The 15528-nt window shown below is 54.7% G+C and carries 15 protein-coding genes and 1 tRNA gene; 7 read left to right on the top strand and 9 right to left on the bottom strand.

Going from position 1 to position 15528, the window contains the following annotated elements:
* Positions 1-91: 91 nt before the first annotated feature.
* The 4 genes from N5098_RS05390 to N5098_RS05375 all read right to left on the bottom strand — a co-directional run bounded on the left by N5098_RS05390 (position 92) and on the right by N5098_RS05375 (position 5242).
* Complete coding sequence (locus N5098_RS05390) at positions 92-1354, bottom strand: DNA double-strand break repair nuclease NurA (RefSeq protein ID WP_267636698.1); 1263 nt, start codon at positions 1352-1354, stop codon at positions 92-94.
* Positions 1355-1401: 47 nt separating this feature from the next.
* Positions 1402-2460: a Leu/Phe/Val dehydrogenase gene (locus tag N5098_RS05385; RefSeq protein WP_267636696.1), complete on the bottom strand. Its 1059-nt coding sequence runs from the start codon at positions 2458-2460 to the stop codon at positions 1402-1404.
* Positions 2461-2582: 122 nt separating this feature from the next.
* Entirely contained in the window at positions 2583-3452 is an 870-nt protein-coding gene (locus N5098_RS05380) for a phosphatase PAP2 family protein (protein WP_267636695.1), read from the bottom strand.
* On the bottom strand, positions 3449-5242 hold the full coding sequence (locus N5098_RS05375; RefSeq protein WP_267636694.1) for an ABC transporter substrate-binding protein: 1794 nt from the start codon (positions 5240-5242) through the stop codon (positions 3449-3451). Before N5098_RS05375 ends, N5098_RS05380 begins: the two co-directional genes overlap by 4 nt.
* A 171-nt stretch (positions 5243-5413) precedes the next feature.
* Between N5098_RS05375 and N5098_RS17525 the strand changes: the two genes are divergently transcribed.
* Positions 5414-6397 carry an ABC transporter permease gene (locus N5098_RS17525; protein ID WP_267636693.1) on the top strand — a complete coding sequence of 328 codons (984 nt, stop codon included), beginning with the start codon at positions 5414-5416 and terminating at the stop codon, positions 6395-6397.
* 2 nt (positions 6398-6399) lie between these two features.
* On the opposite strand, the gene N5098_RS05365 is transcribed toward N5098_RS17525, so the two are convergent.
* Positions 6400-7656 carry an ABC transporter permease gene (locus N5098_RS05365; protein WP_267636692.1) on the bottom strand — a complete coding sequence of 419 codons (1257 nt, stop codon included), beginning with the start codon at positions 7654-7656 and terminating at the stop codon, positions 6400-6402.
* A gap of 125 nt (positions 7657-7781) precedes the next feature.
* Entirely contained in the window at positions 7782-8774 is a 993-nt protein-coding gene (locus N5098_RS05360; protein WP_267636691.1) for a DUF5784 family protein, read from the bottom strand.
* A gap of 275 nt (positions 8775-9049) precedes the next feature.
* On the opposite strand from N5098_RS05360, the gene N5098_RS05355 reads away from it, so the two are divergent.
* The 5 genes from N5098_RS05355 to N5098_RS05335 all read left to right on the top strand — a co-directional run bounded on the left by N5098_RS05355 (position 9050) and on the right by N5098_RS05335 (position 12345).
* Positions 9050-9580 (top strand): amino acid-binding protein, encoded by a 531-nt coding sequence (locus N5098_RS05355; protein ID WP_267636690.1) that lies wholly within the window; start codon positions 9050-9052, stop codon positions 9578-9580.
* The gene (locus N5098_RS05350) at positions 9577-10521 is read left to right on the top strand and encodes a homoserine dehydrogenase (protein ID WP_267636689.1); all 945 of its coding nucleotides are present in this window, start codon (positions 9577-9579) and stop codon (positions 10519-10521) included. Before N5098_RS05355 ends, N5098_RS05350 begins: the two co-directional genes overlap by 4 nt.
* Before the next feature lie 128 nt (positions 10522-10649).
* The gene (gene tuf / locus N5098_RS05345; protein ID WP_267636688.1) at positions 10650-11918 is read left to right on the top strand and encodes a translation elongation factor EF-1 subunit alpha; all 1269 of its coding nucleotides are present in this window, start codon (positions 10650-10652) and stop codon (positions 11916-11918) included.
* 3 nt (positions 11919-11921) lie between these two features.
* Positions 11922-12230, top strand: coding sequence for a 30S ribosomal protein S10 (rpsJ, locus tag N5098_RS05340; RefSeq protein ID WP_267636687.1), 309 nt, complete (start codon positions 11922-11924; stop codon positions 12228-12230).
* A gap of 43 nt (positions 12231-12273) precedes the next feature.
* A tRNA-Ala gene (locus tag N5098_RS05335) sits at positions 12274-12345 on the top strand.
* Positions 12346-12780: 435 nt separating this feature from the next.
* Here the strand turns inward: N5098_RS05335 and N5098_RS05330 are convergent.
* Positions 12781-12987, bottom strand: a complete 207-nt coding sequence (locus tag N5098_RS05330) for a hypothetical protein (RefSeq protein WP_267636686.1) — start codon at positions 12985-12987, stop codon at positions 12781-12783.
* 363 nt (positions 12988-13350) lie between these two features.
* Here N5098_RS05330 and N5098_RS05325 point away from each other — a divergent pair, with 363 nt between their 5' ends.
* Positions 13351-13638, top strand: coding sequence for a hypothetical protein (locus N5098_RS05325; RefSeq protein ID WP_267636685.1), 288 nt, complete (start codon positions 13351-13353; stop codon positions 13636-13638).
* A gap of 240 nt (positions 13639-13878) precedes the next feature.
* Here N5098_RS05325 and N5098_RS05320 read toward each other — a convergent pair whose 3' ends face one another.
* Both N5098_RS05320 and N5098_RS05315 read right to left on the bottom strand, forming a co-directional pair.
* Positions 13879-14478 (bottom strand): type IV pilin domain-containing protein, encoded by a 600-nt coding sequence (locus tag N5098_RS05320; RefSeq protein WP_267636684.1) that lies wholly within the window; start codon positions 14476-14478, stop codon positions 13879-13881.
* Between the two features lie 543 nt (positions 14479-15021).
* Positions 15022-15480 (bottom strand): universal stress protein, encoded by a 459-nt coding sequence (locus N5098_RS05315; RefSeq protein ID WP_368407993.1) that lies wholly within the window; start codon positions 15478-15480, stop codon positions 15022-15024.
* Between the last annotated feature and the right edge of the window lie 48 nt (positions 15481-15528).

Here is a 15528-nt window from a genome sequence, read left to right as displayed (position 1 = left end):
CCTCTCGGGCTGTATGTCGTTGGTTAATCCCTTCGGAACGTATAAAACGACAGCGCAGCCGGTGAGTCCCTTCGTTGTCGAGTTAGCACCGTTACTCGATATCCATTCCCTCGATTGGGCCCCACCGTTTATCGTTGTAGCTCCGCTGGCGACTCGTCTCAAAGGTTGTTTCGATGCGCTGGCGGAGCGTTTGCTTTCCCTCACGGTCGATGCGTGCCAACTCGTCTGCTTTCTCAACTGCTAGTGGGGGCCCACGCTCCCGGGCAACCTCTGCAAGTATCTGTGTTGTCAACTGCTCTCTGGTCTTCTCATCGCGGGTAACACAGTGTGGTGACTCAATGCGGTAGACAAGGTCTTCCCGCGGGTCGTAGACAACGAAGAAGGTGACTTCGTACGCCTCGTCGTCCAGTGTTCGGCTGTGATCCAATGAAAGTGTTTCATCAGAGAGAACCGCATCCGTTCCGGCGCGTGAGCGAAACCAGTTTGTAAACGTCAGTGCGTCAGTTCGGAGGTCGCCGTCATCATCGGTCCGTTCGAGTACTCGACGGAAAAACGCCTCGTCGTTGAGCCACGGTGCGCCAACCGATCGTCGGAGTTCGCGTGTCAGAGCCTTCGAGCTACTGTTCTTGACGAACCCAACGAGGGGCACATCACGTGTTGCAAACGCTTCGACGAGTTCGAGATAGTTCTCGATGACATCGGTGAACTCCGACCGCTCGATGATGAGTCGTTTGAGTTCGGGGTCGCGTTCAACCCACTTCAACAGCCCTGTTGGATAGATTGGGCCGTCAAGAATCAGCAGGTCGTCGACAACGTCTGTCTGGTCAAGGGCATGCTCGCTCTCGGCACGATACAGCGCCAGTGCGTGGACGACAGTTTGCTCGTAGCGGTCGACTCGTGGTGCGTGCAGAACACGCCGTCGCGCATACCCCTCGTCGTCCATCCGCCAATCAGCGTCTTGTACGTCGATTGTGTCGTCGTTCGTGTGGACAGTCATGACAATTGTCCGGGCACGATGCAGGTCGATATCCGAGGGAACAGCAGCCATCGCGGCCTGAGAGACATCGATGACCAGCCCGTTCTTGAACGTTGTTGGGTTGATTGTTCCGGCATCGAGTCCATGCTGTGTCGGGAACGGTGACTCGGTGAGCGCCACGTCATCAACGGCAACCTGTCGCCTGCTGAGCTCATCAAGAGGTTCCAGAATGATCTCCCCATCGCGGTCCAACAGCGGGTTGAGGAACTCTTCGAAGGCCTCTTGGGCAATGTCAGTGTGGTCTTGATCGTCGACTTCTTTCGTGACCCGGCGCGCGAGTTGCGCGATACCGTCCACGTGGACGGGGTCGAGTGTCATACTCTCCGTTTCGGGGCGGTCAATAAAAACGTCCGGTGACTGACTTTCTACCAGGACCGGGCAGGCGTTGTCCGATCTTGGTTTCCGATTCGCTCTTCGGCGTATGCGTCTGCCGCGTCGAGAACCGTTATATCCTCGTCTTCGGCTCGTTCAATCATTGTCTGAAGACGGTCGCCAATCGCTTTGGCGTCCTCGAAGGCCTGTTCCTCGGTACCGCCCTGATGCTCGTGGTAGACCGTAATGAGGCCGCCAGCGTTGATAACGTAGTCAGGTGCATACAGAATACCCTCGTCTTTGAGCATCTCGGAGTGTCGTTCCTCGTCCGCGAGGATGTTATTCGCTGCGCCGGCCACGATATCACACGTCAGACGCGGAAGCGTGTCGTCGTTGATTGCGCCACCGAAAGCACACGGCGCAAACACATCACAGTCGACATCATAGATATCGTCAGGGGCAACCGCCTCCGCGTCGTACTCAGCAGTAAACTCTGCCATCTTGTCTTCGTTAATATCTGTGACAGTCACCGAGGCACCGCGTTCGGCCAGTCCGACAGCAAGCCCGTGACCAACTTTTCCGAGGCCTTGCACTGCAACGTCAATATCTGAAAGCGTATCCGTTCCGTAGACGTGTTCGACACAGGCTTTGAGTCCGTGAAGTACACCGTGTGCGGTGATTGGCGACGGGTCCCCAAGTCCGTCACTCGTTCCAACCACGTGGTCGGTCTGGCTCTCGATAAGTTCCATATCCTTGACACCAGAGTTGACATCGACAGACGTGATATATCGGCCGTCAAGACAGTCAACGGCACGACCGTATGCCCGCATCAGTGCGTCTGTTTTTATTTCCTCAGGGTCACCAATGATGACAGCCTTGCCGCCACCAAGATGGAGGTCTGCGGCGGCAGCTTTGTATGTCATCGCACGAGAGAGACGGAGTACGTCTGTGAGTGCCTCTTCTTCGGTATCGTAATCAAGAATACGCGTGCCACCGAGGCTCGGTCCCAGCGTCGTGTCATGAATCGAAATGATTGCCTCTAGCCCCGTCTCTTCATCTGTAAAGTGTGTTACCTGCTCGTGGTCCCTGTGGTCAGGTGCGTCGAATACCATATAAGGAATATATATCCCTTGTATTAAAATAGCACGACATCGGAAAATACCACTCTTAGGCCCTAGAAATGCAATATTTCTACATATCAATGGTTCCTATCCTGTATTTCAGCCAGACACAGTCATGGCCGGTACTGTTTGATGTAGTCACCAGCAGTTGCGAATAGCTGTTGCCCCGTTGTGGTAATTCGGCTCTGCTCATCAGACTCCGCGGCGAGGTATGAGGCGGCCCAGACGCTGGTGATACCGAGGGCTGCCCCAGTTACAACATCGGTGCCCCAGTGAAGACCGAGATACATCGTCGAGAAGGCAATTGTTCCGGCAAGGGCCGAAGCCAAGTAGAACCATCTTGGGTAACTGTCTCGCGTATACCACGCAAGCAATGCAACTGTAACAGCAAGCGACGTATGAAGTGAGGGAAACACGTTGGTGTTCGTGTTGATGTGTGTGGTCAACGCTTCGATTTCGGGCCAGACTTCGTACATGAGACCACGGACCTCTCCGGGCATGTAGTTCCGTGGTCCATATGCGATAAACAGTGTGTAACTTCCCAATCCGATAAGATAGTTGATAATGTACGATAGCGCGGTCACACGGAACGGCCGGAGCGTGTCAAGAAACAGGTATGAAACCAGCGGAAAGAGAACCAAAAAGACATACCCGAATACGTACACAAGCGAGAGAGCCCACGTTAACTTCGTCGTCGCCAATTCTTGAATTGTCGGGACCAGATAACCTTCGATGCTGTAAAGTGTATGTGTGATGTTATACTCTAGGGTCCAAGAGACTTCACCGCCAATCGGTCGCCAGTACATACTGATTCCAAACACAGTACCCAGTACACTGAGATGGGCTAAACCATGGCAGAGACGAGTTCGGTAATCGACGTAAAATGAGCGGATTCGGGCAGGTCCGACAATTGTGTATAGGCCAACGCCGAGACAGACAGTCACGACTGTTACCAGTTGGAGGTATTGAATGAGGAGAGTCATTGTTGGAGTAGGTTATCGTTGTCAGAAAACTCGAAGCCGGCGTCGCGTAGGTAGCTGTGGATTTCCTCGATATCGAGCGATCCGTTGGTGCCAAAGAAGGGAAGTTCCGGGTCGACACCGGCCCATCGGAGGTCAGAAGGTACCCACTCGGTACCCGTCAGCGGACTCGTCGCTGGCCGAGCGAATCCACCAAACACCTCCTCACGAATTGTTTCCTTATCAATAAGGCGTGCAATGAGTCGCCTGAAGTGTGGGTTCCCGAGCGGTTCTTTCAGCGTGTTACAGCCGATTATGTACAGACTCGGCGACCGCTCGACATGGAGTTCGACGCTCTGCTCGCGGCCAATTCGCGGTACAACGCTGGGCCCCAGGTTTGAGACAGTGGCATCGACGCTCCCACTCGTAAGCAACCCAAGCGCAGCATCGTCCGAACGAACAATCTGGATACGAAGCCGATTGAATGGGATACCATCGGCAAACCGTTCGGCGACCTGCTTGGGAAGTGCAGTAGGGTTCCGATGGAGCAAGTGGGCATCGTTACGCTGGACGACCAGTTCCTCATCTTCGACGCTCGATTCGAACTTGAAGGGCCCACTGCCAATCGGCTCGGGGTTTTGCCAGACGAGCGCTTCCGTCACCGCTTCGGAAATGTCGACGCCTGCAATCTCTGCTGGGCGCGCCTTGCTTCTCCATACGTGTTCCGGAAAGATTGGGACTGTCAGTATTCGAACTGCTGTCTGTGGATTTACATTGGAAAATGCTAACTTGACTGTTCTGTCGTCGAGTACAGTAACGCTTTCAACCATCGAAGAGCGTCCACGGAACCGTGGCGCCGGTACTGGTACCTCGAACTCGCCGAGGCTCGTATCTTGCAGAAGTTCGACTGTGAAAGCGACATCATCAGCTGTCAGTGGAGTGCCATCATGAAAGGTTAGCTCGGGCCGCAGCGTTACCGTGAGCGTGGTTTCCTCATCAGTGGTTGAGAGGTCCCAGCCTGTGGCAGCCCAGGGCTCGACAGTTCCATCGATGTATCGGCCCAGTGAATCGTAAAATAGGCCGGAAATCTGTCCCTTGTTCCGCGATTGAATTGCAATCGGGTTGAGGCTTCGTGTTATCTGTGCGTCAGTCGAGACCAGTGGAAGGGTATCAGTGTCAGCTTCGCGACTATTGACTCTGACGAGTGACTGTGAGAGGTCCCGGGATGACCACCGCCAGTTAGTAAACTCTTCAGTTCGGGATGCACGAATCAGATCCGGAACTGCGACGGGGATAAACGGCTGCTTTCGTACAATTTCGTGTTGTAAGTCGACGACCGTTCGGCGGCGCTGTGAGCCACGCTGCTGTTGTTGCGCTTCGAGTAGTTCGTCGATGCCAATATCCGTAAATTCGAACGGGTTTTGCCACCCAACTTCGCCAACAAACGAGGAGTGCAACAGCGGACGGAGTGCATCCGGTCGCTCGATGTTCTGGTAGGCCGAGATGAATAGGTCATATTCCTGGTTGACAAGCACTTTCCGACGAAGTTCATCTTCAGGAAATAGCTGGAGGTCGACGTTCACGCCGATTGTATTGAGATTGTCCGCAAGCATGCGGCCGATTTGGGTTGCGACAGCATCATCGTCACCAGGAACTGTCAGCACTTTAAGCGATAGTTGGTCAGGAATGTCTTGGTTCCTGACTGTCCGCAGTCGGCCCAAGCAGCCGGCAAGCCCGGCGGAGCCGATAGCTGTTGATGCGAGTACTGCCCGTCGGCTAACACGGGTGGCTCGCTTGTCCTGTTCCTCACTCATCGTAATTGGTTACATAAGCATCGGAATCATACATAACAGTGGTGATTGGCGCCACCCGGCGTCTCGCTCTCAAGCGGTTATGAGATCTGAGTGCCCTAATCGCCGGCGAAAACCCGTTTGTGACATCGTCGATTGGTTACAGTCACTCAACAGGTAGCTCAAAATATCCTTGTGGCTACCCCACACTTTAGGTTTCTCCGGCATGCGTTCATCAACGTGAACTGGAAACGGTATCTGGGGTATCGACTCGTGTGGGCAGGCAGTGCGAGCCTTGTTGTGACAGTTGTACTGTTTTTGTTTGCATACTCGATTGGCGACCTGACTCAACAGACGTTTGCCGGGAACTTCTCTGGGTCTGAGCCGTTCTGGAATCCCGGAGACCCGGTCTACGTGCAGTATGTCGATTGGGTCCAGTCACTTGTAACGCTCGACTGGGGCATCTCACAACGGTATGGCGAGCCTGTCACGGCGTTGCTGGCCGAACGTGCCCCGATAACTGTCGCTTACCTAACCCCTGCTATCTTGGGTGGAACAGCCATCTCGACGGGTTTTGGCTACATCGCGGCTCGCAAACGGGGGCAGTGGTCCGACCGCTTTATCAGGACACTTTCGTATCTGCTGCTCGCGGTTCCGAACTTTCTGGCCGGTGCGTTACTAGTCGGTTATTTCGAGCGTCGTATCTATGAGATCGACGGTCGGTTCTACGATATTGAGGCTGGATTCTTTGCCGAATGGAACCTGTTCTGGCTGGTGGTTGCTTCGCTCATTCTTGGGACACATGTGGCCGCAGTACAGATTCGTCAGGTTCGGACGTTAACCGGCGAACATCTCGATACTGACCTCACGAAGATGCTGCGCGCGAAAGGCGTCGGTCGATGGCGGTTCGCGCGACATATCCTCCGTGCAACCGTAGTCCCGCTCGCCTCGTTGTTTGTCGCGGAAGTGCTTGGGTTGCTCCTTGTCTCTGTGTTCGTTGTCGAAGCCGTGCTCAAAGTTCCTGGCCTCGGCGAGGTCGCTTGGCGGGCCATCAGTGTCAATGATGCGCCACTTGCACTCACGGTAACGTTTTTGATCTCGCTAACAATTATCCTCGCAAGCGTTTTCGAGGATGTCATCGCTGTCGCGCTCGACCCACGTCTCGACAGGAACGAGTGAAATTACGTTCGCGGGTCAACCATCTCCTGAACCCTGTCACCGAGGAAACTCACGACCAACAACAGTGTACAGAGAATGCCGGCTGGCACGTAGACGACCCAAGGCACACTCCACCAATCGAACGTTGACCCCCCAGCAACAGTATTGTCGCCCGCCTGCCGACCAACTGCTGTTGCAATCTCGCTGCCGAGCGAGACAGCATCGATTTCGGTTAACCAAAGAAACGCCAGTGCAGCCTCATAAACGGCGAATTTTGCGAACAAGACAGCGACTGTAGTAAGAACAGTTCCCGTTACTGCCGGGAGAATGTGCCGTCTGATTATCGTCTTGGCCTCGGCACCAGATAGCTGTGCTGCCTGAACGAACGAGGTCGTTTTCAGTTGAATGACCTCGCTTCGGACGACCCGGGCGATACCGCCCCATGATAGCAGCCCAAAGACGAGAATCATTAGCGGATAGCTCCGTCCAAACCGGAGCACTAGCAGAATGTACAGGAAAAACGCCGGGAGTGCGCGCTGAATGTCGACGTATCGCATCAACATCTCGTCGACACGACCACCAAGATAGCCGGCGCTAACTCCGACAACGACGCCAAACGTCGCCGCGATGGTTGACGCTGTCATCGCAACCTGAAGTGTCGTGTTCAGTCCAAGCCAGCCCATTGCTAGCACGTCTTGACCAAGAGCATTCGTTCCCAGCGGATAGGAGGCCGTTCCCTGACACTGTCCGTCAACAACTGTTCCGTGACACGTGGGCACGAAAACTTCAGATACTGACGACCAGCCGGGTGGCTGGAGAGAGATAAGTGGGTCGAGTAGTGGTTCGTTCGTAAGAAAAGGAACAATAGAGCCGATCAAAAACAGAAAGAGAGCGGTCACAGCCGCCACAAGAACGGTCTTTTGACGACGAATGCGGCCAAGGAATTTTGCTGTTCTCTCAGGTGAAGTGATGACACGTTTGGTGACAAGTATAGTGACAAAAAGCAGTGCGAGTCCGTACAGCCAGTTGAGAATCTCGACTTCGAATCCTGCAATCGGGAGAGTGTCAGATTCTGTCCAGACACTGTAGATCGCACTGACAATGAGTACGCTGAGAACCGCTGTTATGAGTGTGGGGACAACTATCCAGGACAATCCAGTTGCAGTACGTTTCGTATCGAAACTGACAGCTTCGAACTGTCTGTCGTGGCTAGAACTGGCTTGCTGTTCGAGTGTCGTCTCTGCTTGTGCGTCTGTGTTGGTGTCAGGTGGAGGGGACATAGTTAAGGGTCTGACGCCGGGGTTCTGGGCGGACGTGCGGAATCGTTGACTGTACGCTTTTCGCGAATCTACTTAAATCATTTCGTTAGTATGTCGAGCGTTTTCACACCACGAACAGAGCCGACTCAAGATTTTAGCTGTGGTTCCACATCTAGATTTGGTTCACCAATCACGTACCCTGACGGCGGTTTTCCGGGCCGCATTCTGTAGACGACGGCTGGCGTGTAGCCCACCGATGGTTGTGCATCACGGATAGCAAACCACTCATCGTCACGGAACGAAGTACAATCGACAAAAAGGATTGTTCCCGGGTGGGCCTTTAGCTGGGTTCCAGTCTTGCCGTCAACAGTCTCTCGGAGCGCGCTTGCGGGAGTCCCCGCCCGTCGCCGTGCTGGTGGCTCTGGCCTCGTTACCTCGACAAGTGTCCCTGTCTCGTCGACGCGAAAATCAAGCGCATATCCGGATTCGAGAGTGATTTCCGGCGTAAACGCGTGGCCTGCGTCGGCCAGTAACTTCGCCGTATTCAGTTCGGCCATGGCCGCCCGCATCCGAACGAGGTCGAGTTGTTCGCTTGTCCCGAGTTTTGTTGCCATCGTATACCGGTGGTCGTCAAGCGTTCCAGCCGAGAGCAGTTGTTCATAAAAGGTGAGTCCGGCCTTACGGTCTGCATCTGGGAAGCCAGCGGCGTGGTCCCGAAAGAACGCTCTGGTCGTCTCTCGACCATCTTTGGAGAAAAATACCGGAAGAAAGAACCACGTGATGTGGTCATACGCAGTAAGCCAGGGGTCGCTCGCTTCGAGGTCACGGAGCAACTCTCGCTGTGCCCACCGAGCCAACGGATACTCGACTTCAGCGAATCTGTATTTCTCAGTCCGCCAAAGTGCTTTTGGTGTCTCGGTATTACCCAGCCAGTAGGCATCACTATCGGTCCAAGCAAACAGTGCGAGGTCGCCGTTATCCATCTCTAGGCGCTGTGCCTCGTATTTTGGCGGTGGGTTGACTCCGGGCGGTTCAAGCGCTGCACCGAACTTGTCGTCAAGCGGGCGATAGAGGGAACTCTCAATGCGATTTGGGTCCCAGCTATCTGGTGAATGACGGAATCGAAGTGGCCCTGCCACGCTAAATCATACGCGGGCCAGCGGTTTGTGGTTTGTGTCCAAGAGCGTTTGGGCCCATGGCTCACCCAGCCTACGGAGAGACCGATAGAAGATGCAAAATTCACGGTGTGACAGTAGCCAGAAGTCCCAAGTTCAGGCAGTGTTTACTTTGATAAACAGCTTTCGGTTGTTTCAATACTTTCAGCCATGACGAGACACTTATTGATACACCGCATCGTAACGAAACTACATGGGGACGAGAGCGTATTTGAACACGGCTGGGTGTTGGGATAACAATGAGTGACTCCGTCGACAGGCAGATGTTTACTGTCCGGTTGGAACTCCCTGATAGACCGGGTGAGTTGCGAAGAGCACTAGAGCCGATTGCAGAGCATGGCGGGAACCTTCGTTCAGTGTTCCACGAGCGCGGTAATCTTACACCGCGTGGTCATATTCCGGTGGAAGTCGATCTGGCAGCCACACCAGAGCAGTTAGAAGCAATCGTCACAGCACTTCGTGACGCAGATGTCACCGTCGTCCGGGCAGGCTCGCAGTATTACACAGAAGAGGTGACAGCGATTCTGTTCGGACAGGGAATCGACGGCGATATTTCTGAGACATTGACAAGTATCGAGCAGTCAACGGATGCAACAGTCCGCGATGTGACACTCGCGGCTCCAGAAGGGGCAGGGGGACTGTCGAGCGCACGCGTTCATCTTGCAACAGAGAACGAGGAAACAGCCGAGACACTCGCGACACTGCAGGAAATCGCTGAAAAGCGGGGCCTTTCAGTTGTTGAGCCACTGACCACGGGTGAGAGTGCATGAAACTCGCAGTCGTCGGCGCTGGCGCAGTTGGGAAAGCAGTTGTCGAGCTAGCAGAGGAGTACGGACATACGGTCACTGCCGTTGCTGATTCAAGCACAGGCGCTATCGATGCCAACGGTCTCGACAGCGAGACAGTTCTTCAACGAAAGCGCAACGATGGTGTCGTCGGCTCAGCAACAGCCCAAGAAGCTCTCGACAGTAGCTACGATGTTCTCGTTGAGGCGTCGCCGACAACACTGGACGACGCACAACCGGCGTTCGGGCACGTCCAGACAGCACTTGACCGTGATCGCGATGTCGTCCTCGCGAATAAAGGGCCAGTAGCTGAACGGTACGCGGATGTGCAAGCGCGTGAGCGAGAGAGTGAGGGCCGTGTCCGCTTCGAAGCCACTGTTGCCGGCGCAATCCCGGTGTTTTCGACCATTGACAACGTGGGTGCCAAACAGGTCACCGCCGTTCGTGGCGTGTTGAACGGGACTGCAAACTTTATTCTCTCGCGGATGACAGCTGAAGGGCTCGCGTATGAGCACGCATTAGCTGAGGCACAGGATATCGGTGTGGCAGAGACAGACCCCACATTCGACGTCGAGGGAACCGATGCAGCACTGAAATGCGCTATCCTTGGAAACGTCCTGATGGAGACGGAGTTCACGCTTGACGATGTATCGGTCACAGGAATCAGTGAGATTCCAGCAAGCGCGCTGGAGTTGGCACAGCAGGACGGCTCGACAATCCGGCTTATCGGAGAAGTCGACGACAGCGGTGTCCGGGTTGGCCCGCGACTCGTCGACGAACACGGGACACTGGCCGTGACTGGGACACAGAATATTGTCCAATTCGAAACAACCCACGCCGGGACGCTCAATATTTCAGGTCGGGGTGCCGGTGGTCCTGAAACGGCAACTGCGATTATGGGCGACCTTCGAGAACTGGAAAATTGACTCGTCGTCCCATGGTATCGCCTCACAGAATCGCCGGAAGGAGCCCGGACACTCTACAGACTGTATCGAAATGGTTTTATGAGGCACAAGGTTAAATCTCGGATAGAGCGCCTCTGCGCGTGAGACATATGAGCGAAGGTAAACCACACCAGAACTTGGCCGTGATTGGCCACGTAGACCACGGAAAGAGTACAATGGTCGGACGACTCCTGTACGAGACCGAGAACGTACCGGAGCACGTCATCGAACAGCACAAAGAAGAAGCCGAAGAGAAAGGCAAGGGCGGATTCGAGTTCGCCTACGTCATGGACAACCTCGCTGAGGAGCGAGAGCGTGGTGTCACGATTGACATCGCACATCAAGAGTTCGACACCGACGAATACTACTTCACAATCGTCGACTGTCCCGGACACCGTGACTTCGTGAAGAACATGATCACGGGCGCAAGCCAGGCCGATAACGCTGTGCTTGTGGTCGCAGCGGACGATGGTGTCCAACCGCAGACTCAGGAGCACGTCTTCCTCTCGAAGACGCTGGGTATCGACGAGCTGATTGTCGCTGTCAACAAGATGGACCTCGTCGACTACGACGAGTCCGACTTCGAGCAGACCATCGAGGAAGTCAAACAGCTCCTCAAGCAGGTCGCATTCGACGGAAGCAAGGCGAGCTTTATTCCGACCTCGGCGTTCGAGGGCGACAATGTTTCTGAAGAATCCGACAACACGCCTTGGTACGATGGGCAGACGCTACTGGAAGCACTTAACGGCCTTCCTGAGCCCGCGCCGCCGACGGACGCGCCGCTCCGACTGCCAATCCAGGACGTGTACACTATCTCCGGTATCGGTACGGTCCCGGTTGGCCGTATCGAGACGGGAACGATGAACACGGGCGACAACGTCAGTTTCCAGCCCAGCGATGTCGGTGGCGAGGTCAAGACCATCGAGATGCACCACGAAGAGGTGCCAAGTGCCAACCCCGGTGACAACGTTGGATTCAATGTCCGCGGCATCGGTAAGGACGACATCCGTCGTGGCGACGTTTGTGGTCCCGCCGACGACCCGCCGTCGGTCGCCGAAACCTTCGAAGCCCAGGTTGTCGTGATGCAGCACCCGAGCGTCATCACCGCCGGTTACACGCCGGTGTTCCACGCTCACACTGCACAGGTCGCCTGTACTATCGAATCCATCGACGCAAAAATCGACCCATCGACCGGCGAGGTTGCCGAGGAAGACCCTGACTTCATCCAGTCCGGTGACGCCGCAAAGGTCACGGTTCGACCACAAAAGCCTCTCAGCCTTGAGCCGTCCTCCGAGATCAGCGAGCTCGGCTCGTTCGCAATCCGCGACATGGGCCAGACAGTCGCTGCCGGACAGGTCCTGTCGGTCAACGAGCGGTAATCCATGCAGCAAGCACGCGTCAGGCTGGCCGGAACTAGCCCTGAAGATCTTGACAGCATCTGTGGCGAGGTTCAGGACATCGCCGACAAGACCGGTGTCAAGCTCTCGGGCCCAGTTCCGCTGCCGACGAAAACGCTTGAAATCCCCGCGCGGAAGTCCCCCGACGGAGAGGGGACTGCGACGTGGGAGCACTGGGAGATGCGCGTCCACAAACGCCTCATCGATATTGACGCGGACGAACGCGCGTTGCGTCAATTGATGCGCATTCAGGTTCCCAACGACGTGTCGATCGAGATCGTCCTCGAAGACTGAACGTGCCACGCCGGCACGGGCCCCACGCGCAGGGGCATTTCGCGGGCTCGTAGATCAGTGGTAGATCGCTTCCTTCGCAAGGAAGAGGCCTCGGGTTCAAATCCCGACGAGTCCACTACGACCTTTCTTCGTTCCGAGGTTTCGCCTCTTTAAATGGTATAGCCACTCTAATGGCAAATTACTCAGAGGTTAGTAGCGAAAGAAAAACCGATTTTGAAGGAGGGAATTCTGTTCCGTTAGTCGAGAGTCTGTGTCCCGTGGTTTTTCCGAGGGAACTGGAGGTGTTTGCCGTAAGTAGAGCGGCCACAGGCGAGGTCCAGCAGGGTGTGTCCGAGACAGTCGTGCACAATCGGTCTCGGTACGCCGACACGCTTCACCGCCTGGACCCCAACAGTGATGAAACCCGCCCTGCGTGTCCAACATGGGTGTCAGAAAAACGCACACAACAGTCTCAGCGGCCGCCTACCTGGGCCACTACAAGGGATATGGGAGTCCAGAGTGCTTGGGAGAGAGTAGCGATGAACGACGAATCGGCGGCGGCACTGAACAGTCAGTGATCCGGATTAAGCTGGTCGACACCGTTGGCGATAACAGTAAGCAAATAGAGTCCAGCAAGCCCCATTCCTATCCAGAGCCACGTTTTCAACGGTCCTGTCTCGCCCGCTTGCTCGATGGAACCCAAGAGCCCAATCAACGAACAGCTGCCAATAATCAGTATCGTTGCCACACCGTAGCGTGGTGGCGATTCAGAGAGCACAGTATCGACTCAACAGAGATATGTATTCGGTCTTACGGAATTTATGTCTAGAGAGTTAGCGGCGGTCAGTTATTCCCGCTAGAACGTGAAGCCTTCAGAGGATTCGTTCCTGCGACACCCCTCTACGAGATTACCAGTAACGAGCGTGTTGAAGTCGACTGGTCGATTGGCCGAGTAGAAACAGGGAGGTTACCGTGAAGACCATCGCGGTCACAGGTATACAGTTCGATGTTGTTGGTTTTGACGATACCGGTGAGCTACAGTCTCACTGTGTTGCTAACAAGGTAACGGTGGGTTTGGGACAGCCAGACTAGTGGTGTCTATCACACCAAGACTCGTCACGGTCTTCGCCGGCAGGCAGCCATGGAAACAACCACTGAAACGCTTTCAGCACCCGACCACCATGGTTGGCAACGGTACCAGCATCCCCGACGATGGTCTCCTGTACTCGATGTATGCCAGCACTGGCTCGTCGACGGCACCCGACTGTTACCCAACGGCAGTGACTACCAACATGCCTGTACGGCGTGGCTCAGGTCCTATGAGCATCTCGACAACTACGGTGACAAGTCAGCTGTCCTCACACGGAGCGAAGAGCCGCCACAATCCGACGAAGGCAGGACATACGGTATGCCAATTCCCAGCCACTGAAAGGCTGTCACGGGCACAGGAGACGATGGCACGCTACGTGCTAGTCATCGCGAACCAGTTTCGGGAGTGTCTGATAACGACAGACAGTGAGAACGCTGCTATTGGTCGGTTGTAATTGGTTAGAGATGTGGGAGACCACCGGAGAATAGATTCACCACGTATCTGCGTTGGGTACACTGTGTCGTCACTGTTCGGTGGTTTTCTCACGCAAAAAAAGTACGGTGGGTTGGTCGTCGTGCGTTATGCGTCAGGGCCTTGTGCGTCGACGAGAATGGCGTTATCGTCGCCAGTGTCCCAGACGAGTTCAAGGTCGTAGTCGCTCGTCACCGCAATCATGAAGCCTTGGCTTGCGGAGAAGCTGTCCGTTGTGTTAAGATTCGTCAGTTTAATCTCATCTGTCGTACCGACACCCGACTCTGCATCCTCAATTATTCCGTCGCCACGGACGTAGAGGTTGTCAACCGGAACACCATCAGTTCCAGATTTCACGGTAAATGAGAGCGTTCCATTCGAGGTGCTCGCTGGACCCGGACCACCAGACGTACTCCGCCAATTACCTAGGAACTGAGGTGTGGCGTAAGTGTGGTCAACAGCATTTACATAATTAAGGTCTGCTGCGTTCACCGTAGAATTACTTGGACTGCTCCAGTTGCTAACCCCAACCTCAACGTAGTTTGATTCCCATGTTGCTTGCGGTTGCGTTTCCCCTGCGGTGTCGCCAAGTCCAATCACGAAGGACGCAATAACAGCCGCCAGAATAACCGTAATAGCGACCATCAGAATCACACCAATCACGGGTGACACTGCGTCATCTTCTTTGAACAAATTCTTGAGTTCCATTGCGATTCTATATACTACTCTACCATGGTATAAATTCGCCGGATTCTTTCCAGTGAGTTTGCAGGTTTGTAGGTGTTTTCTGGCCGTGAAAGTGCCTTCTGGGCCCGTCTGAATATCTGATTGGGTGGTTAAAATCCTGATAATCATACGTTTGAGAGTTTCTATCCACCGAAACTGGTCACAGACTAGTTATATATCAATTTGTATAGATGTGTCAAGTATTACCTGCCTAATGTTGCGTCATATCTGATATTTTTCCGATACAGGTGGCGCGCGACGACGGCGCGCGAGTGGTTTGGGTGGCTGTCTGTCCCCCAGCTTGTGGTTCTCCTCGACGGTGCGATTAAGACTGTCTCTTCTGCGCTGAGAGTAGAAAATAAGTACCACCACTGGTCAGGAATATCTCGATGTAGCAGGCAAATCTCCGAATAATCCCATCGTACGCTGCCTTGGACAATTGTCTGTCACTGGGAACTCCCAGAGCGATAGCCATAGACGTGTTACCGAGTAACTCGAACGTAAAAAAGCGGCCTCAGACAGCAGTCAGTTCTCTCTGAGGTCGACAGTGAGTACAGGTGCTGGACAGTTCGTAACCACGTTTTGTGCGGTACTGCCGAGCATATTCTGGGTGTACTCGTCGCCTCGCGTTCCCATCGTGACGAGGTCAATATCGTGTTCCTCGACGTAGGCGTTGATTTCGTCCGCCGGCTTCCCTTCTCGGATACTCGTCGACACCTCATACCCCCTCTGCTCAAGCGGTTCCCGTGCCGCACGGACGGCGCTTGCGCCCTCCTCGCGTAGGTCGACGAGAACGTCGTCTTGCATCTCATCTGCCAGTGTGAGAAACACTTGGTCGTCGATAACATAGAGGAGGTGGACAGTTCCCGCCGTGTCAGTGACCTCCGCCGTATGCTCGAATACACGCTCGATGGTTTCGCTGCCGTCAGTCGGAACCAGCACGTCTCGGTACATCGTGACCGACGATACTGTCGGTACGTACACACCGTTTTCGGTTTCCTGTCAGAATCAGTGTGCTGTGTACTCGACGCG

This window comes from Halovenus rubra (genome assembly GCF_026586665.1).
GTDB classification, from domain to species: domain Archaea; phylum Halobacteriota; class Halobacteria; order Halobacteriales; family Haloarculaceae; genus Halovenus; species Halovenus rubra.
Note: the sequence above shows the minus strand (reverse complement) of the source record. Positions and strands in the feature narration are given on the sequence as shown.